The organism is Neorhizobium sp. BT27B (assembly GCF_050455485.1).
Classification (GTDB): domain Bacteria; phylum Pseudomonadota; class Alphaproteobacteria; order Rhizobiales; family Rhizobiaceae; genus Neorhizobium.
Genome location: NZ_JBCIYT010000008.1, coordinates 294,539 through 318,127, shown reverse-complemented (window position 1 = coordinate 318,127; position 23,589 = coordinate 294,539). Strand labels below are relative to the sequence as shown.

At 59.5% G+C, this 23,589-nt stretch carries 16 protein-coding genes and 3 pseudogenes; 12 read left to right on the top strand and 7 right to left on the bottom strand.

Annotated elements, in window-relative coordinates; translation table 11 throughout:
* Positions 1-14: 14 nt before the first annotated feature.
* The 7 genes from AAIH70_RS22080 to AAIH70_RS22050 all read right to left on the bottom strand — a co-directional run bounded on the left by AAIH70_RS22080 (position 15) and on the right by AAIH70_RS22050 (position 9,775).
* Complete coding sequence (locus AAIH70_RS22080; protein WP_132280203.1) at positions 15-926, bottom strand: nucleoside hydrolase; 912 nt, start codon at positions 924-926, stop codon at positions 15-17.
* Positions 927-1,046: 120 nt separating this feature from the next.
* Positions 1,047-2,105 (bottom strand): ABC transporter ATP-binding protein, encoded by a 1,059-nt coding sequence (locus AAIH70_RS22075; protein ID WP_245519379.1) that lies wholly within the window; start codon positions 2,103-2,105, stop codon positions 1,047-1,049.
* A 51-nt stretch (positions 2,106-2,156) separates the two neighbouring features.
* Complete coding sequence (locus AAIH70_RS22070; protein WP_132280197.1) at positions 2,157-3,893, bottom strand: ABC transporter permease subunit; 1,737 nt, start codon at positions 3,891-3,893, stop codon at positions 2,157-2,159.
* A gap of 121 nt (positions 3,894-4,014) precedes the next feature.
* Positions 4,015-5,085, bottom strand: a complete 1,071-nt coding sequence (locus AAIH70_RS22065; protein ID WP_132280194.1) for an ABC transporter substrate-binding protein — start codon at positions 5,083-5,085, stop codon at positions 4,015-4,017.
* Between the two features lie 70 nt (positions 5,086-5,155).
* Entirely contained in the window at positions 5,156-6,361 is a 1,206-nt protein-coding gene (argE, locus tag AAIH70_RS22060; protein WP_207908336.1) for an acetylornithine deacetylase, read from the bottom strand.
* Positions 6,358-8,700: a glycoside hydrolase family 3 C-terminal domain-containing protein gene (locus AAIH70_RS22055; protein WP_207908335.1), complete on the bottom strand. Its 2,343-nt coding sequence runs from the start codon at positions 8,698-8,700 to the stop codon at positions 6,358-6,360. The genes argE and AAIH70_RS22055 overlap by 4 nt, the downstream gene beginning before the upstream one ends.
* A gap of 121 nt (positions 8,701-8,821) precedes the next feature.
* A complete protein-coding gene (locus tag AAIH70_RS22050) occupies positions 8,822-9,775 on the bottom strand; it encodes a LysR family transcriptional regulator (RefSeq protein ID WP_132280188.1) in 954 nt (317 codons plus the stop codon).
* A 284-nt stretch (positions 9,776-10,059) separates the two neighbouring features.
* Between AAIH70_RS22050 and AAIH70_RS22045 the strand changes: the two genes are divergently transcribed.
* The 12 genes and pseudogenes from AAIH70_RS22045 to AAIH70_RS21990 all read left to right on the top strand — a co-directional run.
* Positions 10,060-11,310 carry a flavin-containing monooxygenase gene (locus tag AAIH70_RS22045; RefSeq protein ID WP_132280185.1) on the top strand — a complete coding sequence of 417 codons (1,251 nt, stop codon included), beginning with the start codon at positions 10,060-10,062 and terminating at the stop codon, positions 11,308-11,310.
* A 54-nt stretch (positions 11,311-11,364) separates the two neighbouring features.
* Positions 11,365-11,778: a RidA family protein gene (locus AAIH70_RS22040; RefSeq protein ID WP_132280182.1), complete on the top strand. Its 414-nt coding sequence runs from the start codon at positions 11,365-11,367 to the stop codon at positions 11,776-11,778.
* A 90-nt stretch (positions 11,779-11,868) separates the two neighbouring features.
* Positions 11,869-12,546 carry a DUF1028 domain-containing protein gene (locus AAIH70_RS22035; protein WP_132280179.1) on the top strand — a complete coding sequence of 226 codons (678 nt, stop codon included), beginning with the start codon at positions 11,869-11,871 and terminating at the stop codon, positions 12,544-12,546.
* 17 nt (positions 12,547-12,563) lie between these two features.
* Positions 12,564-12,990 (top strand): annotated as a pseudogene (locus AAIH70_RS22030) (SMP-30/gluconolactonase/LRE family protein); the annotation flags it as partial.
* Between the two features lie 263 nt (positions 12,991-13,253).
* Positions 13,254-14,837: pseudogene (locus AAIH70_RS22025) on the top strand (ABC-F family ATP-binding cassette domain-containing protein); the annotation flags it as partial.
* A gap of 289 nt (positions 14,838-15,126) precedes the next feature.
* Positions 15,127-15,696 (top strand): RNA polymerase sigma factor, encoded by a 570-nt coding sequence (locus AAIH70_RS22020; RefSeq protein ID WP_245519378.1) that lies wholly within the window; start codon positions 15,127-15,129, stop codon positions 15,694-15,696.
* A 132-nt stretch (positions 15,697-15,828) separates the two neighbouring features.
* On the top strand, positions 15,829-16,746 hold the full coding sequence (locus tag AAIH70_RS22015) for a FecR family protein (RefSeq protein WP_165932148.1): 918 nt from the start codon (positions 15,829-15,831) through the stop codon (positions 16,744-16,746).
* Between the two features lie 150 nt (positions 16,747-16,896).
* Positions 16,897-19,329 (top strand): TonB-dependent siderophore receptor, encoded by a 2,433-nt coding sequence (locus AAIH70_RS22010; RefSeq protein WP_165932147.1) that lies wholly within the window; start codon positions 16,897-16,899, stop codon positions 19,327-19,329.
* Between the two features lie 2 nt (positions 19,330-19,331).
* On the top strand, positions 19,332-20,222 hold the full coding sequence (locus AAIH70_RS22005) for an ABC transporter substrate-binding protein (RefSeq protein WP_430035656.1): 891 nt from the start codon (positions 19,332-19,334) through the stop codon (positions 20,220-20,222).
* A 1-nt stretch (position 20,223) separates the two neighbouring features.
* Positions 20,224-22,209 carry a Fe(3+)-hydroxamate ABC transporter permease FhuB gene (fhuB, locus tag AAIH70_RS22000; protein WP_430035654.1) on the top strand — a complete coding sequence of 662 codons (1,986 nt, stop codon included), beginning with the start codon at positions 20,224-20,226 and terminating at the stop codon, positions 22,207-22,209.
* A complete protein-coding gene (locus AAIH70_RS21995) occupies positions 22,206-22,958 on the top strand; it encodes a siderophore-interacting protein (protein WP_132280164.1) in 753 nt (250 codons plus the stop codon). Before fhuB ends, AAIH70_RS21995 begins: the two co-directional genes overlap by 4 nt.
* 111 nt (positions 22,959-23,069) lie before the next feature.
* A pseudogene (locus tag AAIH70_RS21990) lies at positions 23,070-23,485 on the top strand (DDE-type integrase/transposase/recombinase); the annotation flags it as partial.
* Positions 23,486-23,589: the final 104 nt, after the last annotated feature.

The window sequence follows — 23,589 nt, the reverse complement described above, 5'->3', positions numbered from 1 at the left end:
CGACAAACAGGCGCTCAGTTTAGAGCATCAACAAACACGCGCCTGAACTCCTCAGCGTCAACGCCCGTGACGATCGCGCAATTTGGTGAGCGTCCGTCAAGATGACGCTCGCTGACAGCAGCAATCACTTGACCGGCGGCCGGCCCGCTATCAGTGGAAATGGATACATGCGCCTGCTTCGTATCGAACATTTCCGGTTTGAGCATCCAGGCAATCGCGGCAGGGTCATGCAAGCAGGGATCCTTGGCACCGTAGTTGATCAGCAGATGCGCAGCTTCTCTTGCTACGGGATTATCGATCGCCTGTACCTGCCCTATCATATCCTCTGTCACTGTAGCCTGACGTGTGACATCGAGGCCGAGCATGGTGATCGGGATACAGCTGTCAAAAACAATCGCAGCAGCATGCGGATCGACGGCAAAATTGAACTCGGCCAGCGGCGTCGTATTGCCGGGGCAGAATGCAGCCCCACCCATGATGGTGATGGCGCTGATGAAATCCGGCAGGTCCGGATCGAGAAGCAGCGCCAACGCCAGATTGGTCAGCGGACCAGTCGCGCAGATATGTAACTTGCCTTCGGAGCGGGCGATGCGAGAGACCGCGTTTGCCGCATGTCCATCCGCCAGCGGCATGGTGGGTTTGGGAAGCGTGCTGCCGGCAAGGCCATCCGACCCGTGCATGATGGAGAGGCGACCACGCGATGCCATGATCGGACGGGCCGCACCGGAATAGACCGGAATATCCTGCCGCCCGCAGAGTTCCAGGATGCGCCTTGCATTGTTGACGACAGGTTCAAGCCCGACATTGCCCGCCACGCAGGTCACGGCAATCATGTCGAGCGCATCGGGGCGACCAAGCGCCAGCAGCATGGCCAGCGCGTCATCGGCGCCGGGATCACAATCGTAGAGAAAACGCAGTGCGGCCATGTTTCGGTTGCTCCGGTCAAAACTGTTTGGGGCGTGCCAAAAAAGCACCGACAAAGTCTGGAGTTTGTACCCGAGCCGGAAACGCTATCGCTCCCGGCTCGGGGACGAAGGCCCTGGGGATTAGGCCTTATCTATGAGGAAGCGGGCAGTTTCCGGCGCCCATCCGAAGCGCACCGTCGAGCCGACTTCCACGTCGCCTGCCGTTGCCGGTGCGCGTGCAATGATTTCCTGCTCGCCGGCGTCGATGATGACGCGCAGTTCCGAACCGCCATAGACCGTTTCGCGCACACGTCCCTCGCAGAAACCCTCACCAAGCGTGATGACTTCCGGTCGCACGACGATCGCGCCCGTGGTTCCTTCTGGCGGTGCATCGCCAGCGATCGGCAGGGTGCCGATGGCAGCTTCAAGCGCGCCTGCCTTTACTGTGCCGCGGATGATCGAGGAGACGCCAATGAAATCTGCGACGAACAGGTTCTGCGGCTCGTCATACATCTGACGCGGCGTGCCGAGCTGGGCGATCTTGCCGTCGTTCATCAGGCAGATGCGATCAGACAGGGCGAGTGCTTCCTGCTGGTCGTGGGTGACGAAGATGATCGTCGCACCCGTTTCGCGGTGAATGCGCTTGATTTCGATCTGCATGACCTCGCGCAGCTTGGCATCGAGCGCGCCGAGCGGCTCGTCCATCAGGATGATGGCGGGATCATAAACGAGGCAGCGGGCGAGCGCGACGCGTTGCTGCTGGCCACCGGACAACTGCGAGGGGGAGCGTGCGGCCGCATGCGCGAGACCGACGGTTGCCAGGGCCTTGGCCACCTTGGCATCGATTTCAGCCTTTGGCAGGCTGCGCATTTTCAGCGCAAAGCCGACATTCTCGGCCACGGACATATGCGGGAAAAGCGCATAGTTCTGGAAGACGACGCCGATGTCGCGCTTGTTGACCGGCGCATGGGTCTGGTCCTTGCCGTCGATGATGACGGTGCCGGAGGTCGGCTCCTGCAGGCCACAGATCAGCTGCAGGAGCGTGGTCTTGCCCGAACCCGAAGGACCGAGAAGGGTCAGGAGTTCACCCTTGCGCACTTCGAGATCGACATGATCGAGTGCGGTGGTCTGACCGTAGAGCTTGGCGAGACCCTGTACCTTGAGCTTGATTTCCGGCGTGCTGGCAGAAGCGGCTGACATGGCGATTGTGATTCCTTTGGTCGTGATGGGATCGGCTGGGTTACGCATGTGTCAGCGCGGCCTTGCCTTTTCGGCGATGACGAAGAGCACTGTCACCACCGCCACGATGAAGACCGAGGCAGCAGCCAGGGTCGGGGAAATGCTGAGGATGATATCGTCCCACATCTGCTTGGGCAGGGTCTGCTTGACGCCCGCTCCGACGAAGAGCGCAATGGTGAGCTCCTCGAAGGAATGCAGCAGGCCGAAGAGGAATGCCGCGATGGCGCCACCCTTGATCAGCGGCAGAAGCACGAGCCGGATCTGCTGCCAGCCATTTGCACCGAGCGTGGCCGCAGCCTGCAGCAGCCGCCAGTCGAAGCCCCGGAACGTGGTCAGCAGGATGACGAAGACAATCGGCATGGCCGACAGTGTATGGCCAAGAATGATGCCGGTATCTGTGGCGATCAGGCCGATCTTGGCCAGCACGTAGAACAGCGACACGCCGATGACGATATTGGGTACGATCATCGGCAGCATGAAGGACAGGAAGATCACGCCGCCTGCCTTGCGCTGCGTGCGTGCCAGACCATAGGCCGCCATGCCCGAGATGAGGGTGGCGATGATACCCGTGACGATCGCGACGATCGCCGAGCGTGAGGTCGCCCCCATCCATTGGTCGGAACTGAGATAGGTCTGGAACCATTTCAGCGAAAAGCTTTTCGGCGGGAATTCGAGAAAACTCGAACCCGAGAAAGCCATGGGCGGGAATGCCAGAACCGGCACGATCATGATGGCGATCACGATCCAGACGAACGCGGTGAACACACCGCGTCCGAGGCGCGCGGGGAAGAGGTTGGCGATGAAATCGCTGACACCCGAGCCGATCTCGATGACCGCGCCGCCGATGGCTCCGATAACGCCACCGCGTTTGGTCGATGCGCCATTACCGGAGACGGCCGACATTCCGAAGAAGCGATCGTAGACGGCGATGGTGATCAGCGTCACGGCAAGGAGGAGAGCGGCAAGAGCACCTGCAAGGCGCAGGTTGAAGAGCTGCTGCACCTGGGTAATCATCATCTGGCCTATGACGGTTTCGCGTGGCGAACCAAGCAAAGCCGGCGTGATGAAGAAGCCGAGCCCCATGACGAAAATAAGCAGGCCGGCAGCGGCCACACCCGGCATGGAAAGCGGCACGAAAATGCGCCAAAAGGACTGGCTGCGGCTTGCCCCCATTGTCATCGCGGCGGGGATCAGTCGACCGTCGATCGACAGCATGGTCGGCAGCATGGTGAGGATCGCGACCGGCAGCATGGCATGCGCCATGCCGAAGATCACTGCGCCGCGGCCATACAGCAGATCGAGTTGCGTATCGAAACCCATGCCGGTCAGCATCTGCGCGACGATGCCCTTGCGGGCGAGCAGCACGATCCAGGCAAAGTTTTTCAGAAGCGGGCTGACCCAGAACGGCAAGAGGACCAGCCACATGGCCATGCGCCGACGACGTTCCGACATGCCGGCCAGCCAGACGGCGATCGGATAACCGACCAGAAGGCAAACGAGGGTGACCTGCGCGGAGATGGCGAATGTGTTGGCAAGCACCTTCACGTAGACACCAGCTGAAAACATCTGTCGATAAACGGACAGGTCGAAAGCACCGGATTTCGGATCGACGAAGGATTGCCAGATCAGCGCGCCGGCCGGAAGGATCAGCAACAGAGCCATGTAGACAAGACCCGGCATGGTGAGCCAGAGGCTGTCCGCCCTCAGGCGCTTCCGTGAGAAGGTGTCTTTGGCGGAAAGTTCAGCCATGGATGTCCCGTTCGTTGAAATGGCCCGTTCAGCATATCGCAGAACTGGGCCACCCATTATCAGATAACTGGTCCCGCCATGGGGCGAGACCTGAAGCTCAGGTGGTCGTTGGCGCTGAAAATCAGCTCAGGATCCACTGTTCGAAGCGCTGGGTCAGTTCGTCCTGATGTTCTGCCCAGTAGGCAGCGTTCATGACAGTCAGGCCCTTGATGTTGGCGGGCGCCGTCGGCAGGAGCTGAGCCTTCTCGGCGCTCAGATGTTCGTAAGCCTTCATGTTGGTCGGACCGCAAGCCAGAATGTCCGTATAGGCGGCCTGACGTTTTGCATCCAGGCACCATTCGATGAACTTGCGAGCCAGATCAGCCTTCTGCGTGTTGCCGGCAATGGTCCAGCCATCGATGTTGAACAGGCCGCCGTTCCAGACGATGCCTGCCGGCGCGCCGGCATTGATGGCTGCCTGTGCGCGTGTCGACCAGGTCGACATCATGTCCAATTCTCCATTCTGGAGCAACTGCGTGGCGTGAGCGCCCGAAGTCCACCAGATGTCGATGCTGGACTTGATCTTGTCGAGGCTTTTGAAGGCACGCTCGACGTCGAGCGGATACAGCTTGTCGAGAGGAACGCCATCGGCGAGCAGCGCCATTTCCAGCGTCGTAACCGGGCTGCGCCACATGCCGCGACGCCCCTTGAAGGCTTCGGTATTCCAGAAATCGGCCCAGCTGGTCGGAACCGTCTTCACGGTGTCCTTGCGATAGGCCATGGCCAGTGCGAAGATCGCGACACCGGCAAAATCGTTTTCGAACGTATGCGGCGCGAAATCGGCCTTGTTGGGAACCTCGATGTTGAGCGGCAGCATGTAGTTGTCGCCGAGCTTGCGGATGCGCAGAACATGTTCCGGCGTCATCAGGGCAACGTCAAACAGCTTGGTGTCCGTGTCGATCGCCATCTTGTACTGCGGGATCGGGTCGGGCTCATTGGTATTGGTTTGGATGGTGACGCCGGTCTCGGCAGTGAAGGTGTCATAGAAGGCAAGTTTGAAACCTTCATAGAAGGCGCCGCCCATGTCGCGCACGACCAGCGTTTCGCCGGCGAATACGCGATTGCCCTTCAGAATGACCGGAGCGGCAAGCGCCACGGCGGCAAGCCCGGTGGTCGTCTTCATGAAGCCACGGCGTGATACATTATTATTCATTTTTACCCTCCGGCGTTTTTGTTTTGACCTTCGTCAACTCTACTCTTCCCGTCGCTGCGGCTTCGGTAAATTACAATTTTCCGTGCATCTGCTTTGGCACATGCGAAGCAAGCGGCCGACGGCTTGTGCAAAAGCGAATGACGGCCTCCGCAAGGACCTGGTCGCACAGCGCCAGCTGGGTTTCCTCGATGAATTCGTCGGGACGATGCCCCTGTTCCATGCTGCCGGGTCCGCAGATCACAACGGGCACATCCAGTGCCTGCGCGAACAATCCGGCCTCGGTTCCGAAGCTGACGCGGCACTCTCCGGCTCCCTTCGGAAGGCAGGCGGCAAAGGCCTGCACGACCGGGTGGTCCGCATCAATCGAATGGCCAGGATAATTGCCGGTGATCTCGATATCTATAGACGCTTCCTTGAACCGATCCTTGTGCGGGGCAACGGCCGCCGCGCCGGCCTTGCGGACCTGTTCGGCCAGAGCCAACGGGTCATCCCCCGCCATCATGCGGCATTCCATCAGGAGATCCGCATGATCCGGTACCAGATTGACAGCGGTGCCACCTGACAATTTGCCGACATGAACGGTGGCATAAGGCACCGAATATCCGGGCTCACGCAAACCACGCGCCTCGATTTCGTCCTGCAATTTGCGCAGACCGGAGATGAAATCGGCGGCGATATGCAGGGCGTTGAGCGCCAGCGGCGCTTCAGCGGAATGGCGCGGAACGCCCCTGGCCTTCACCTGGAAAGCCATCTTGCCCTTGTGGCCAAGGCCAAGCTGCATCGACGTCGGTTCACCAATGACGATAAGGTCGGGCAGGATATCCCGACCGGCAATCTCCTCAAGCATCGGCCTGACGCCGACACAGCCGATCTCCTCGTCATAAGAGATCGCAAGCCACAACGGCGCCGCCAGACTTTGGAAATCGATCGTCTGCGCAAGCGCCACGGCCGATGCCACAAACCCCTTCATGTCGGTCGTGCCTCGCCCGTAGAGCTTGCCGCCCTTGCGGGTGACGCTGAACGGCGGAACTGTCCAGTCCTGCCCGGCAACCGGCACGACATCGACATGCCCCGAGAGCATCAAGCCTCCCGGCACATCCGGGCCAAGACGCGCCAGCAGCGCCACCTTTTGTCCCGTTGCATCGATAAAGCGTTCGCAGACCGCGCCGGAATTCGCCAGCGCCGCCTCGATCTCGTCGATCAGCGGCAGGTTCGTGGCGGAACTGATGGTGGGGTGAGCCACCAATCGTTCCAGCCAATCCTGCGTCGCGGTCACAGTCTTTTCTCCGCCTCGTCCATCGCCGCGTTGATCTCGGCAACGAGACCGGCAACCTCGGCTTCGGGAATGGAAACGCGGAGACGGCGCTCGAGCGAGGTGAAAATTCCAAAGAACGAGTTCGAGCAATGATTGAGCATGCGCATGGCATCCTCTCTCGAAATATTGCAGCGGTCCGTCAGATAGGCGCAGATATGCTCGCAGGCGATGGCGTTCGGCAGGACATAAGCCGGTTGGGTGTCATAAGCGATGCGACGATGCGGCAGGACAGACGGCTTGATCGTCAGATCAGCGGAAAGTTTCGGATCACGCGAGGAGGCGCCGACCACGAGACGGGCCTCGACGCCTTCCAACACCCAGCGACCAAGTGCCGGATCCCAGATCGCCAGATCCGAACCCTTGAGGGTGATTTTGACGCGCTTGCTCTCGCCCGGCGCCAGCATCGGCTTGGCAAAACCCTTCAGTTCCTGCGGCGAGCGCTTCAACCGTTTACCGGGTGCCTGCAGGTAAAGCTGCGCCACTTCGGCACCGGTGCGTTCGCCGGTATTGGTCACGGTGAAGGCGACGGCGATTTCGTCCTTCAATCCGATCTCGGATGACGAGACGGACAGGTCGGAATAGGCAAAGCTGGTATAGCTCAGGCCGTGGCCGAAGGGGAACAGCGGCTCAATTTCGCGCAGATCATAAGAGCGGTAACCGACATGGATACCTTCGCCATAGATATGTCGACCGTTTTCACCCGGATAATGCAGGAAGCCGGGAACATCGGCGAGACGCTTCGGAAAAGTGACGGAAAGCTTGCCGGACGGGTTGACCTTGCCGGTCAGCACGTCGGCGACGGCACCACCCATGGCCTGACCGGAATAGAAGGTGACGAGAACCGCCTTCACCGCCTCGATCCACGGCATTTCCACGGCATCAGGGCAAGCGATCACAACGGCGACCTTGTCAGACACGGCAGCCAGCGCCGCAATCATGGCATCCTGACCGGGGCCGAGCGCCAGCGTGGTGCGGTCGGAACCTTCGCCGTCATAAGCCCCTTCGGTCGAGGTGTAGACCAGAACCAGATCCGCCTTGGCGGCCAGTGCCAGCGTATCGGCATCGGCTTCCTCGCGGAAGGTCAGACTATGATTTTCGCCCAAGGCCAGCTCCAGTTGCTCCAGTGGCTGATCGACCATGGTCGGGATTGTTGTGGCGCAACCCGAACCCTGGATGACCGGCGTGCCGGCGTCGCGACCGACGACGAGAATGGTTTTTATCTCCGGCCGGATCGGCAGCAGATCTTCATTGCGCACCAGAACCATGGAGGTGGCGGCCATTGCACGGGCTTCGGCATGGTGTTCTTCGGCGGTGTAGACCGGCACAGGCTGGCTTGCACCTTCGTTGCACCGCGCGATCATGTCGAGCATGCGCTGGCACGACAGGTTCGCCACCTCGGCCGGGACACTGCCGTTGTCGAGTGCGGCGAGAAGATCGGCCTTGCGGCGCGGGCTTTCCGGCATGTCGAGATCGCCACCGGCCATCAGCGAAACCGGGCGATCCTTGATGCCATGCCAGTCGGAAACGACAACGCCGTCAAAACCCCAGTCATCGCGCAGGACCTCGTTCAGGAGCCAAGGGTCCTGCGAGGCCTGCACGCCGTTGAGGCGGTTATAGGAGGACATGATCGTCCAGGGTTTCGATTGCTTGATGGCGATCTCGAAACCCTTGAGATAGATTTCCCGAAGCGCGCGTTCCTCGATGACGCTGTCCATCGTAGTGCGTTCGACTTCGGAATTATTGCAGGCAAAATGCTTCAGCGAGGTGCCAACGCCTTGGCTCTGGATGCCTTCGATAACCGCCGCCGACAGCTTGCCGGTAACCAGCGGATCTTCCGAATAATATTCGTAGGATCGGCCGGCGAGCGGTGTGCGACGCAGGTTGATGCCCGGACCAAGCAACAGGTGCACGCCCATGGCGCGGCATTCCTGGCCGAGAAGCACGCCCAGCCGCTGCATCAGGCCTTCGTCCCAGCTGTTGCCCATCGCCGAACCATTGGGGAAGCAGGTGGCCGGCTTCATCTCACCCCAGGCAATAGCGACATCGCTGGCGCGCTGGTTGACCACCGATAGAAAAGCATCGAGATCCATGCCGCCGCGTTCGTCGCTGTCGATCTGCGGGATCGAATAGCGCACGCCGTAGGTTCCGTCGGTCATGACGATCGGCTTGATACCGTACGCGGGAACCGCTGCGGTTTTCCACATTCCGAAGCCGGAAAGCAGATCGACCTTTTCCTGATTGGTCATCGCCTCGACGATCAATGTGATTGCCTGGTCTGCGGACTTGGTCTTCTCGTGCATTCTCGACTCCGTAATGCGGCACTCACCGCACTGGTCAGGCGGCGTTTGGCGCGCACACTGTCAGCCGACGATCAAAAAGAAAAATAGGATATTCGAAACTGGTGCTTTGAAAAAAGCGAGCCTAGGCATTGCCGGTGCGGCGCAGGTTGAGGATCGGCGCCTCCATGCCCGGCACGTAGTTATCGGAAATGAGGTTGGCGCAATGCGTTTCGAAGGTCCGCACCATCCGTGTCGAGACCTGCTGCCCAACACGGATCAGGCCGATACGCATCGGCTTGTGTTCACCCGAGAGGCGCAGACTGACGAGCCGCCTTCCATCCAGCGCCGCCTTGTTCTTGGGGCGAACATTGGCGAGCGTATAACCATAGCGGCTGGCGACCATCGTACGGATGACTTCCTGGTGCTGGATCTGCGCGACGATGTTTGGCGTGGCGCCAGCCGCCGCGAAAAGTCCCAGAAAATAATCACGAGACAACGGCAGATCGAGAAGGATGAACTCGTGTGCCTCCAGCTCGGCAAGGGAAATCGCCGAACGCTCCGCCAGCGGGTCGGTTTCCGCGACCTGAACGTAAGGCGGCAGTTCGGCAAGCGGGGTAAACTCGAACCCTTCCGGTACCAGAAGATCGTAGGAAAGCGCGATATCCAGTTCTGCACGCTCCAGCTTGGTCAGCAGCGTCCGATGATCGGCGACCGTGGGCCGAACGGTCACGCCGGGATAGGCGGCCTTGAAACTCTGGCTGACTTCCGGCAGCAACATTGGCGCGAAGGTCAATAGACAGCCCAGCGACAGGGTCCCGCGGATCTGGTCCGTCGCCTCGGAAGCGGCCGTGTAGAGGTTCTGCACCTGCTCGATCACAGCCTTTGCCTGCAACAACAGTTTTTGCCCGGCCGGCGTCAGCGACAGGCCCTGTGCATGGCGCCTCAGGAAAAGCTGGGTGTTGAGCTCGATTTCCAGCTGCGAGATTGCGGTTGAGATCGACGGCTGCGAAACGCGAATGCGATCCGATGCAAGCGTGATGGAGCCGGCTTCGGCGGTGGCGATGAAATATTCGAGCTGACGCAAAGTGAAACGCATGTGGGGCCCTGATGCCGTATGTCAGGCACGAAGGCCGACGGGTGTGCCCATGCCTATGCGAGGCTAAGCAAGCCAGCTTACTATTTGCGGTTTGCTAAAAAGTAAATATTCTGTTGCCGCCGGTTTTGCTTAACGGCGCTTCACGAGGCGCTCCCGCCCTGCTTTCGGCAATCCTAACCAGTGCTGCAGCAAATCGTAATTTTCCGAATGCCAACCGTTCGTTAGAGCGGAATGACAGCTGACGCCGATCGGCGGGTCGTGGCGAAAAAGAAAAGGGCGAGAGCATGTCAGTCGAGAAGATCCATACGCTGGTGGTCGGAGCCGGCCAGGCAGGTGTGGCCATGAGCGAACATCTGAGCCGCAACGGCGTCGATTACCTCGTGCTCGAGCGCGGACGCATTGCCGAGCGCTGGCGTTCGATGCGGTGGGATTCGCTGGTTGCCAACGGCCCCGCATGGCACGACCGTTTTCCCGGCATGGATTTTCCCGGCCACCCGGATGCATTCGTGCCGAAGGAAGGTGTCGCAGACTATTTCGAGGCCTATGCCGGCATGCACAAGGCGCCGATCCGCTGCGGTGTCGATGTCACCAAGGTCGAGCGTCTTGAAGACCGCCCCGGTTTCCGCGTCGAAACGTCGAATGGCGTGATCGAAGCCCTCAATGTCGTTGCCGCCACCGGCCCGTTCCAGAAGCCAAGCATTCCGTCGATCGTGCCCGCAGATGCCGGCGTCACGCAAATGCATTCGAGCGAGTACCGTAACCCTGCCCAGCTCGCCGAAGGTGCTGTTCTGGTGGTTGGCGCCGGTTCCTCCGGCGTCCAGATCGCCGAAGAACTCATGCTTTCCGGCCGCAAGGTCTATCTGTCCGTCGGCCCGCACGACCGCCCGCCTCGCGCCTATCGTGGCCGCGATTTCGTCTGGTGGCTCGGCGTGCTCGGGAAGTGGGATGCGCAGGCGCAGGCCCCAGGTTCGGAACATGTCACCATTGCTGTCAGCGGCGCGCATGGCGGCAAGACCATCGATTTCCGTCGCCTGGCGGCACAGGGCATGGTGCTGGCCGGCATGACCGGCGCTTACCGTGACGGATCGCTTTCCTTCGCTGACGATCTTGCCCGTAATCTCGACCGAGGCGACCAGAACTATCTGTCGCTGCTTGACGAGGCGGATGCCTTCGTTGCTCGCAACGGCCTTGACCTTGCGCAGGAGCCGGAGGCACGGGTGCTTGGTCCGCAGGTCGATTGTGTCACCAATCCGTTGCGCGAACTCAACCTTGGCGAAGCTGGCGTCACCACAATCATCTGGGCGACGGGTTTTGTTTCCGATTACAGCTGGCTGAAGGTCGATGCCTTCGATGAAGCTGGCCGCCCGAAGCAACAGCGGGGCGTCACGGCTGAAAAAGGCATCTATTTCCTCGGCCTGCCCTGGCTGTCCGGTCGTGGCTCCAGCTTCATCTGGGGGGTCTGGCACGATGCCAAGCACGTGGCCGACCACATCCTCATCCAGGACACCTACCTCGCCTACGCGCCGCAATCCTGAGATACCGACAGAGATCGACCGGCATCTTCCATGAACAATCCGATGGAGACAAGAATGGCACATACGCGCATTCGCAAGTTCAACACCAAGGAAACCTATCCCGAGCAGAATCTCGACAATGACCTCTGCCAGGCCGTCGTCGCGCGCGGCACGATGATCTTCCTGCGAGGCCAGTGCCCGCAGGATCTCGACACCGCCAAGAACATCGGCAGCCATGATCCGGTCGAACAGACACACAAGGTGATGCAGAACATCCGCCAGCTGGTGCAGGAATCCGGCGGCCAGATGGAGCATGTCACCAAGCTGGTCGTCTATCTGACCGATGTTCGCCATCGCGAGGCGGTTTACCGCACGATGGGCGAATATATCAAAGGCGTCTTCCCGGTCTGCACGGGCCTCGTCGTCGTGGCGTTGGCCCGGCCGGAATGGCTGGTCGAGATCGACGCGACGGCTGTCATCCCGGACTGATCGTTTTCGAAGCGATCGGCCGGCAGCTGCGGGCCGATCGCGATCAGTCGACCGTAAACATAGCCACACCGTCCTGACACAGGAGTTCCCATGACCTTCTCAATCGTTGCTCGCTGCGAGCAGTCCGGCCAGTTCGGCGTGGCGATTTCCTCTTCCTCGCCTGCTGTCGCTGCCCGCTGCGCATGGGCACGTGCCGGCATCGGTGCGGTTGCGACCCAGAACGTGACCAATCCTGCGCTCGGCCCAAAAATGCTCGACGAGCTTGCCAAGGGCGCAGGCGCGGCGGACGCCGTCACCACGGCGCAACAGAGTGATGATTTCCCCGGCTATCGCCAGTTGCTGGCGGTGGATATACAGGGCGGGACCGCCATCCATTCAGGCCCCAACGCCCTCGGCATCTGGACTTCGGCCACCGGCAGTCAATGTGTTGCCGCCGGCAACCTTCTCGCCAATGATGGCGTACCGCAGGCGATGATCGATACGTTCAAAGCCACGACAGGTACCCTGGGTGACCGCCTCATCGCTGCGCTCAAGGCCGCCGTCGATGCAGGTGGTGAAGCGGGGCCCGTTCGTTCTGCGGGCCTGCTGATCGTCGACAAGGAAAGCTGGCCTTATGCCGAACTGCGCATCGACTGGTTGGATGAGGGTTGTCCGATCGCAGCGGTGGCACGCGCATGGGATGTCTACAAGCCGCAGGCCGCGGATTACGTGACACGTGCGGTAAACCCTTTGGCCGCTCCCTCATACGGCGTACCTGGCGACGAGTAGGAAGGACGCGTTCTGCCGGCCGACACGTCACCTGCGCCGAGATCGATGGCTCGATAACCGTTCTGGCCGACAGTTTTCAGGGCAAACGCCTGAATTCGCCGAACGACGACGTCGTCAGATGCGATGGCAGCGTGTGGTTCACCGATCCCACTTACGGTATCAAGTCGGACTAAGAGGGCTATAGTGCCGAACCGGAGCAGGCGACCCGCAACGTCTATCGGCTCGATCCGGCAAGCGGAAAACTCGACGCGGTGATCACCGATTTCGGTCAGCCCAACGGGCTTGCCTTTTCTCCGGACGAAAAACGCTCCACGTCGCGGGTTCGTCCTCAAGTCACGACACCGGCGCCCGCGCCATTTCCGTGCCTTCAATGTCGATGATGATGGCCATGCCACCAAAAGGAAGGTGTTTTGCGAACTCGAAAACGGTCTGCCGGACGGCTTTGCTTCACCCTCCTCACGCGGCAGATTGGTCGGCATCTATCGCAAAATCTGGCCCCATAGGTTTCGCGATCGCGGACTGCCGGATTTGCGGTATTAGGAAACCTCTTGTCGAAAATACTGAAAATCTGCAGCAGCGACTTGATGGAGATTGGCGACCAAGGCAGTGTTGCAGCGCAGCATCCACCGCCATCGCTTTTCCCGATGGGCATCGGCCATTCATCGACCGCGCTTGCTATCAGGGAAGACTTTGCCCAAGACGGCGCAATGATTTCAATCTCCGATCTTTCCACCCGCATCGCCGGCCGTCTTCTCCTTGATAAGGCCAATGTAACGCTTCCAAGCGGCACCAAGGCTGGCCTTGTTGGCCGAAATGGCGCGGGAAAATCCACCCTGTTCAAAGTCATCACCGGGCACCACGGCGCCGAAAGCGGCTCGGTGTCTATCCCCAAGAATGCCAGGATCGGGCAGGTAGCGCAGGAAGCTCCCGGTACCGAAGACAGTCTCATCGAGATCGTCATGGCGGCCGACAAGGAACGCGCCGCGCTGATGCTGGAGTCGGAAACAGCAACCGACCCGGAACGCATCGCCGATATTCAGATGCGGCTGATCGACATCGATGCGCACTCGGCAGAAGCGCGTGCATCCAGCATTCTGGCCGGCCTCGGTTTTAACCAGGAAGCCCAGCTTCGCCCGGCATCGTCCTTTTCAGGCGGCTGGCGCATGCGCGTGGCACTGGCATCGGTGCTGTTTTCCGAACCTGACCTGCTGCTGCTCGACGAACCGACCAATTATCTCGACCTTGAAGGCACGCTCTGGCTTGAGGATTACATCCGCCGTTACCCTTACACGGTCATCATCATCAGCCATGACCGCGACCTGTTGAACAACGCCGTCAATGCCATTGTCCATCTCGACCAGAAGAAGCTGACCTTCTATCGCGGCGGTTACGACCAGTTCGTGCGCCAGAAGGCCGAAAACGACGAATTACAAACCAAGGCAAAGGTCAAGAACGATGCAGCGCGCAAGCATCTGCAGAGTTTCATCGACCGCTTCAAGGCCAAGGCATCCAAGGCCAAACAGGCACAATCACGCGTCAAGGCGCTGGAACGCATGGGTACGGTATCTTCGGTCATCGAAGATCACGTTCAGCCCATAACCTTTCCGGAACCGGCAAAGCAGCCTGCCTCGCCGATCATCGCCATCGATGGTGGTTCCGTCGGTTACGAACCAGGCAATCCCATTCTCAAGGGCATCAATCTGCGTATCGACAACGATGACCGAATTGCGCTGCTGGGTTCCAATGGCAACGGCAAGTCGACCTTTGCCAAATTCATCTCCGGCCGTCTTGCACCCGAAACCGGCGATCTGCGGATAGCCCCTTCGCTGAAGATCGGCTTTTTTGCCCAGCACCAGCTGGACGATCTCGTGCCTGAAGAATCCGCTATCGAGCATGTGCGTAAACTGATGCCGCAGGCGCCGGAAGCCAAGGTGCGTGCCCGCGTGGCACAGATGGGACTTGCCACCGAAAAAATGGCGACTGCTGCCAAGGATTTGTCCGGCGGTGAAAAGGCTCGTCTGCTGATGGGTCTGGCGGCATTCCATGCGCCGAACCTGCTGATCCTCGACGAACCGACCAACCATCTGGACATCGACAGCCGTCGTGCGCTGATCGAAGCGCTGAACGATTATGACGGTGCCGTGATCCTGATCTCGCATGACCGCCATCTGATCGAAGCGACAGTCGACCGCCTGTGGCTCGTCAACAACGGCACCGTTACCACATTCGAAGGCGACATGGACGAGTACCGCGATCTCATCGTTTCATCCGGGAAAAAGAAGAAAAAAAAATGATGCCTTGATCGATGCCAGTTAGAAGGCACGGCAATGCAAGACCAATACCCAAAGCGCGCTTCGTGGGCGCTTTGGGTTGCTTCTCCGGTGCGGCAAAGATTTTTCGGCTATAGCCGGTTTGCCGCACGATCTGTCGAATTGATATTCCCCTTTCGACAGTGCCGGGGCGGGCTCGCTGGTTGCCTGGCGGCGTAGATATCTCTGATCTGCCGCACCGATTTGCCTATCGCGACGACGTTTGCGGAAAATTTGATTCACAATATCAAGTTTATGTTTTATCTGGCGGTTGGACGAGCAGATTGCTCGCTATTTTTATCAGCTTCACGAAACGCATGTCCCTATGCCAGCCAAGAAGACATCAACGTTGCTTCACGCCCTGAGCGAGAGTTATGGCGAACTGGTTGGTTATCTGACGAAACGCCTAGGCGGTCGTTCGGAGGCGGAAGACGCGTTTCAGGACACCTATCTGCGCACGCAACGTATTGTAGACGACAGCGACATTGCCAATCCCCGCGCCTATGTGTTCCGGATCGCCGAAAATGTCGCGGTCGATCACCTGCGCGGCCGGGTTGCGCGGTCTCGATACATCTCGTCAGGCGAACTGCCTGATATTCCCGATCATGCGAATAATACCGCCGAGCACGCGCTGGATTACCGCCAGCGGCTCGAAAGGTTGAAACAGATCGTCGCCGCTCTGCCCGCGCGCCAACGCGAGGTGTTCCTGATGCACAAGTTCGATGGCCTGACGCATAGTGAAATAGCTGCAAAGCTTGGCATTACCCGAAGCGCGGTTGAAAAGTTGATGATCAGGGCGCTGGCGACATGTCGGTCGAAGATGGATGAGTTCCTTGACTAGAGAACAAAGAAATTCACCCTCACCGGTGAGGGACTGCACCCTCTGTTCCGTCTTGGCTTCAAGGCGAATGATATTCGCCGACACGGCAAATCGGTGGCATTGATGGTAGGAAAATCGGAAAACGGCGCCATAATGGACCACGCAACAGCCTGGTTCGTCCGCATTCAGTCCGGCGAAGCCACGGCTGAAGACCGTGCAGAGCATGCCCGGTGGATGTCGGAGCCCGCCAACCTGCAGGAATATATGAAGGTCGCAGCTCTGTGGTCGGATTTCGATGTCGTCGGAGACCCTCGCAAGGACAATCTGCAAAAGACAGGCCGCGGCAATCTTTTGAGCCGCCGCGGTTTCCTGGCCGGGAGCGCCACCGCAATAGTGGCAGCCGGCGTCGTCACTGCCTCCCTGCCGATCGCCGCCTGGACCGCCGACTACTCGACCGGAACCGGTGAGCAACGCGTGGTGAAGCTTGCGGACGGCTCGACGGCCAGCCTCGACGCAGAAACGGCGATTGCCCTCGATTTCACCGAAAACGCACGGGCATTGCGACTGATCCGCGGGCGCGTGTTTTTCGATGTCGCCAAGGACCCATCTCGCCCTTTCAGGGTCGATGCGGGCGATGGCAGCACAACGGCGCTCGGCACACGGTTCGCCGTGCATAAATGGAGCGACAATGTGACTATTGCCGTGGAGGAAAGCGCCGTCTCGGTTGTTGCATCCGACCGAACGTCGGTGATCGTCCGGCAGGGGGAGAATGTGACTTATGCGACCGGCGGCGGCGTTGGGGCAATCGAGCGAATTGATGCCGATGCGGAAACGGCATGGCGTCGCGGCAAGCTGATCTTTGAAAACCGGCCACTCGGTCAGGTTATCGCCGACGTCAACCGCTACCGCAGCGGCATGATCACCATGACCGATACGGCCTTGGCCAGCATGCGCGTCACAGGAATTTTTTCGATAGACAATCCCGACGGCGTGCTCGACGCCATTACCAGCGCACTGCCTGTCCGAGCCGTTTATCTCAGCCGCTATCTCGTTGTTCTCAGCTCCGCCTGACAGGCCGCGCTAAAACATGAATTTTATTTTCAAGTAAGTGTGAGGTGATCGTTATCGCCATCCGTCTTGCTGTCATAAGGGTGCGGGGGACGCGCCCAGATCCGTAGTGTTGGAGTGACAGGGGCGATGAAGGTGTTGGTTTCCAGAAAAATGTCCGCGGGCGTAACAATCGCGGCAACCAGTGTGCTGGCGGTAATGTTGGCTTCGGTCTCGCCTCTGCCGGTTCTCGCTCAACAGCAGGGTGGAACCACAAGCCGGGCAGCGGCCATCAATTATACGATACCCGCCGGGCAGCTCAGCGCCGGCATCATGCGGTTTGGCGACAGGGCAGGCCTGCAGGTGATCTTTCCGGCAGCGCTGGTAAAAGACAAAACGACGCGCGGCATTTCTGGAACATTCACCCGCGAACAAGCGCTTAGCCGTCTTCTGGATGGCACAGGTCTTTCCTACAGTTTCACCAACGCCAATACCGTCACATTGCGCGGTCCGGCGGCCCCAGGCGATGCGGCAGCGGGCGGAGACAGCACGCAGCTGGGCACCATCACGGTTGCGGGCCAGGGTGGCGCATTCGAGCATGTTGACGGCTATGTCGCAAACAGTTCTTCGACCGGCACGAAGGGAGATATTCCCATTCTTGAAACGCCGCAGTCGATTTCCGTCATCACCTCAGACCGGATGAAGGACCAAGGCGTTCAGAGCATCAATGAAGCGCTGCGTTACACCGCCGGCGTGCGTTCTGAATCCAGCGGTTCGCAGATGATGGACAATCCACTTTATCTGCGCGGCTTCCAGCAAAGCAGCCTCGACACGTTTCAGGATGGGCTGCGGGCCGTAACGCCGGGATATTTCGGTTTCTTTGCGCTCGATCCTTATGGCGTGGAGCGCATCGAGGTTCTCAAAGGGCCCTCATCGGTTCTTTACGGCCAGCAAGTGCCGGGCGGCATGGTCAATACGGTCTCCAAACGTCCGACCGATAATCCGGTCAATGAGATCGAGACCGTATTCGGCAGCTTCGATCACTACCAGGGCGGCTTCGACCTTGGTGGCGTTTCCGAAGACAAGACGATCATGTACCGCTTTGTCGGCATGGCGCGCGATGCCGGCACACAGGTCGATCATGTCGATAACGATCGGCGCTATTTTGCCCCGAGCTTTACCTGGGCACCGGATGAAGACACGAAACTGACCGTCCTCGGCTCCTACCAGCGTAATGACGGCGATTTTTACGCGCAGGTTCCCGCTGCAGCCGTCCTGTTCGACAATCCCAACGGTCATATTCCATTCAACCGATTTCTCGGTGAACCCAGCTGGGAATACGAGACGGCCGATCGTACGGCAGTGGGATACGAATTCCAGCACCGCTTCAATGACACTGTCCAGTTCGAGCAGAACTTTCGCTATACGCACCTGACCAACCATCGCCAGTATTTGCAGGCGAGCGGTGCTCTGGTGGGTAACCGCACCCTCAACCGCACATACAATCTGCGTGACATCGAGAACGATGGCATCGCCGTGGACAATCGCCTGCGTTTCGATTTCGATACCGGAGCGATTGAACACAAGGCGATCGTCGGTGTCGACTATCTCTGGGGATCGTCGAAATGGCTTGAGCAACGCGGTGCAGCGCCCTCGATCGATATCTTCAATCCGGTCTATGGATCGCCGATCAATACCGGCACATGGACGAGCAGATCCCTGTCCGACATCACCGCCTCGCAGGCGGGCATCTATGCACAGGACCAAATCAAGTTCGACAACCTCATCCTGACGCTCGGAATTCGGCAGGATTGGGCATGGCGCGACACGGAAAACCTCCTTGCGGGCGGCGTAACGACGCAACGTGACCACTCCTTCACCAAACGCGCCGGCCTGACCTATCTGTTCGACAACGGCATCGCGCCTTATGTGAGCTATTCCGAGTCCTTCTCGCCAGTGGTCGGTACAGACAGCCTCGGCAATGTGTTTGTACCGGAAACCGCGCAGCAGTACGAAGTCGGCATCAAGTATCAGCCGGCGGGTTTCGACGGTCTGTTCACGGTGAGTGCCTTCGATCTCGCTCGCCAAAACGTCCAGACCTATAATTATGCTGATCCGCGCGTTACCCTTCAGACAGGTGAAGTTCGGGTACGCGGCTTCGAGTTGGAGGCACTTGCCAACCTCGACGACGGCCTGAGCCTGACTGCCGCCTATACCTATTCGGATGCGGAAATCACCGAGACGGAAACGACAAGCCAGTTGGGCAACACGCCCTATCGCGTGCCCCGGCATACCGCGTCCATCTGGTTGAACTACGAAATGCAGCAGGAAGCGCTTGACGGTTTGAGCATCGGTGGCGGTGTTCGGTATATTGGCGACACCTGGGGCAGCGACGACAACACGTTCAAGGTCCCAGCCTTCACACTTGTCGATGTCGCACTTCGTTATGATTTCGGCCAGAAATTCCCCGAAGCAAAGGGGCTCTCTGCATCGCTGAACGTCAGCAACCTGTTCGACAAATCCTATGTCCCCGGCTGCTTTACGGTGAATGCCTGCAATTACGGCTCGGAACGCACCTTCACGGGCAAGCTGAGCTATCGTTGGTGAACATGCCCGAGTGTGCCCCTGCCCTCATAAGTCGCCGCCTCGCCGTATTCGGTGCGGCGGCGACCGTCCTTGTCCGGCCGAGGCAATCCATTGCAGGCACCGATCAAAAAAGGCCGGCGGTCATCGATTGGGCAGCCGCCGAGACACTGCTGACGATGGGCATCAAGCCGGTTGGAATTGCCGATCTTCACGGGTTCCGCGAGACGTTCCAATCCTTCGCCAACCTTCAAGGCGTCACCGATCTTGGCTCCACCTGGGAACCCAATCTGGAATATATGGATCGCCTCAAACCTGACGCGATCTATCTGCCGGGATGGAGTGCGATTTCAAGACCGCAACTGGAAAGCATCGCGCCCGTTCGGCTCTGCAGCATCCATGGCAGTGGCGGCGATCCGGTCGAAAGGGCGATAGAGTTTTCTCGAACGGTGCTTTCGCATTATCCCGAGGCCGAGCAACGGGACGTGATGCTCGGAGCGCAGCGAAGGTTGGCTGATATGCAGCGCCAACTGCCACCGCGCCGCATCGTGCTCATCAACCTGCATGGCACCAACCGCTTCGTGAACATCTATGCCGCCGGCAGCCTCCCGGACAGTGTCGCAAAACATTCAGGCCTCAAAAACGCCTGGACCAGCGACGTCAACGGTTTTGGTTTTTCATCGATTGGCATCGAAAAGCTGATGACGGTTTCCGACAGCGACATTGTCATTCTCAACCAGGGCAGGCTCACCGCCAACGCCCTCACCGCGATGGAAGACAATTCCCTCTGGGCCGGCCTGCCGGCTGTGCGCGAGGGTCGCGTCCACCTCACACAGCCGGTCTCGATCTTCGGTGGCCTCGCATCTGCCACTGCTCTCGCAGAATGGTTTTCTGCCACGTTCAGCGATGCGTCCTGACATGACGAGGCCGGAACTGCCCTCCTCAGTGCATGCCGTGCGGGCAGTCACCATCCTCGTGACGGCGCTCGCAACAATCCTGGCGATCCAATCGCTCAACGCCGTTTTGCCGATGGCTAACTGGCTGGCGGCGATCACCGCAGATTTACCGAGCTCGCCGAACGAGTTGCTGTTCATGCAGTCGGCTCTGCCGCGTTTGTTTATTGCGTGGCTGAGTGGCGCAGCGCTTTCGCTTGCGGGAACAGTTTTCCAACAGACCTTGCGAAACCCGCTGGCAGAACCGACAACACTTGGCAGTTCCGCCGGCGCACAGGCGGCACTTCTCGCATCGCTCATCTGGGCACCGGGCTTGCTGATACACGGATATGGTCCGATCGCCATCGCCGGTGCAGGCCTTGCCACCGCACTCGTATTCGGCATCGCCCGTCGCGGCTCGACCACACCCATCTCGATGGTGATGGCCGGCCTCGTGGTGAACCTGACGCTTGCAACGATCTGCGCGATCATCGTCCTTCTGCATCCGGACCGTAGCGAAGAGCTGCTGCAATGGCAGACGGGCCGCCTTGAGCAAAGCGGCTGGGGGCCAGCCCGCGGACTGTTCGTGTGCCTTCTCATCTGTGCTTTGACAATAGTGCCGATCAGGCGCCCGCTCTCGCTTTTCAATCTCGGCGATGACGCCGTTCTTTCATTGGGTTTGAAGCCGAACCAATTGCGTATTGCGGCCTTGCTGATCGCACTCGTTCTATCCGGCGCAGTGGTTGCCGCGGTTGGCATTATCGGTTTCATAGGCTTGGCGGTTCCGGCATTGGTGCGATCGATCGGAGCCGGTCGGCTGGCGGATCGCCTGTTATGGGCACCGCTGCTGGGCGGCGCGCTTCTCGTCTGCGCGGATCAACTCGTCCAATGGCCGACAATGGGAGGAGGACGACTGCCGACAGGCATCGTCGCATCGCTGCTTGGGGCACCGGTTCTGCTCCTTCTTCTCAAACGGATACGAACCGGCATTTCAGCGGCGCCAGCGCATTCATCCTCCCGTCGGGCATCGACAGGTCAGCTGACGTTGCCGGTTCTGGTCTGCGCTTTCGTGATCCTGTTGTGTGTCGCATTCGTTATTGGTCGCGGGCCCGACGGGTGGGAACTGACGACAGACATCGACCTGATTCTGCGATGGCGCGCCGCCAGGATCGTCGCGGCCATCGCCGCCGGCATGCTGCTCGGCATTGCCGGGATGCTGATCCAGAAGCTGACGAGCAACCCATTGGCCAGCCCGGAAATGATGGGCGTTTCATCAGGCGCGACGTTCGGAGCGGCGATCTTTATCGTGGCCTATGGCACCGTCAGTGTTTCCGCCCTTTTGGCCGCTTCGACAGCAGGTGGTTTGGCCGTCGTGGCCGTCATCGTCACGCTCGGCTGGCGACACCGGTTTTCCTCCGAGCGCCTTCTGCTCACCGGTATTGCGCTGTCGACGGTCGTCGGCGCACTGTCCGCCTTTCTGATTTCGACCGGCGGCCCGGTGCGTGCACTTCTGCTGACCTGGATGTCGGGTTCGACCTACCGGGTCACCACCGATCAGGCAACGCTGGTTGCAGCCATCGCCATTGCTTCCATCGTCCTCACTCCCCTGCTCAATCGCTGGCTGGAAATCCTTCCATTGGGTGAACCGACAGCAACAGCGCTCGGCATCGATTTGAAGCTGGCACGCGGCACCATCATGCTTTCCTGCGCGATCGCTGCCGCTGCGGCGACGCTTGTGGTTGGTCCAGCAAGCTTCGTCGGCTTGCTGGCACCACAACTGGTGCGCCAGATCGGCTTCACTCGCGCCCTGCCTCAGCTGCTGGCTTGCGCACTGGCAGGCGCAACAATCATGCTTGTCGCCGACTGGCTCGGTCGCATGCTGATTTTTCCGTGGCAGATCCCCGCCGGTGTGCTGACCAGCCTGGTCGGTGGACCGTTCTTCCTTTTTTACCTCTGGAAAGGCCAGCGATGAAGGATTGCTATCTGGGCGAAGTCGTCTCGTCCAATCGGATAACCCCGAATATGATCCGTATCGAATTGGGCGGCGCGGACCTCGCACGTTTCGCTACGAGCGGCTTTGCAGACGAATGGGTGCGACTGGTATTTCCGGCCGCAAACGGCGTGATTACCATGCCGCGCATGGTTGACGGCCGTTGGCAGATGCCCGGTGATATGCCCCGTTCGCCGATGCGCCCCTATACCGTGCGGCACTGGAACAGCGCCGAAGGTCGCATGCTCATCGAATTCGTCGTCCACGAGGGAGGCATCGCGTCGGACTGGGCGTCCTCCGCCAGAACCGGTGACACGATTGGGCTGACAAGCCCGCAAGGCAAATACGCACCACCGGAAAATACGGGACTTATCGTTTTGGTTGCCGATGCCACAGGCCTGCCTGCGGCATGCCGTATCATGGAAGAACATCAGGGGATCTGCCCCATCCAGGCCCATCTGGAGATACCGTCCGCCGAAGATATTCCAGGCGATATCAACCCGGAATATCGCATTGCATGGAGCTTCGGCTTCGGACTGCATTCCGAAATCACCAGGCTGGAGGAGATCTGGAATGACGTTCGTCTTCCCGAACGGAACAGCTATATTTGGGTGGCTGGAGAAACGAGGATCGCCACCCAGATCCGCCGTCAGCTTCTCGATGTCGCCGGATTTGAGAAAGAGAGCGTGACGGCGATCGGATATTGGACGAGAGGCAAGACGAGAGATTGATATGCCTTAAGCTCCTGATGGGGATTGGACTGTCGAGCTGATTGTCAGGTTCACTAAGTGACGGTACGTCTGCTCGCTAAACAGCGGCTGGGTGGATAGCCAGGCGGTGTGGTCGTCATCGATTTCTATTCCCACCGGGTCATCGGCTGGGCGATGCAGAGCCGACAAACCATGGACGTCGTATTGCAGGCTCTGCGCACGGCGGTGTGGAGACGCAAACCGAAGGACAAGGTGCTGATTCATTCGGATCAGGGTTCGCAGTTCACCAGCATGGCCTGGGCCTCGCTCGTCAAGCACCACAAACTGGTTCACTCGATGAGCCGACGCGGCAACTGCCATGACAATGCGGTGGCCGAGAGCTTCTTCAATCTTCTGAAGCAGAAAAGGATACGTCACAGGGTCGTTCACGCGATGAAGCTCGCCAGAATGCGTTCGATTACATCGAGATGTTCTAAAACCCGAAACGCAAGCACGTCAGAAATGGAATTCTGTCGCCCATCGAGTTCGAGAAGCAGCAGAAAATCTAACCCGAGGGGGTCTACAAATCTCGGGCTATTCAATCCATCCTCATACTCACCGTGACGTTTCAAGCCCGATTATGACGAAAGAGACTTTCGGCCATCAGGTAAGA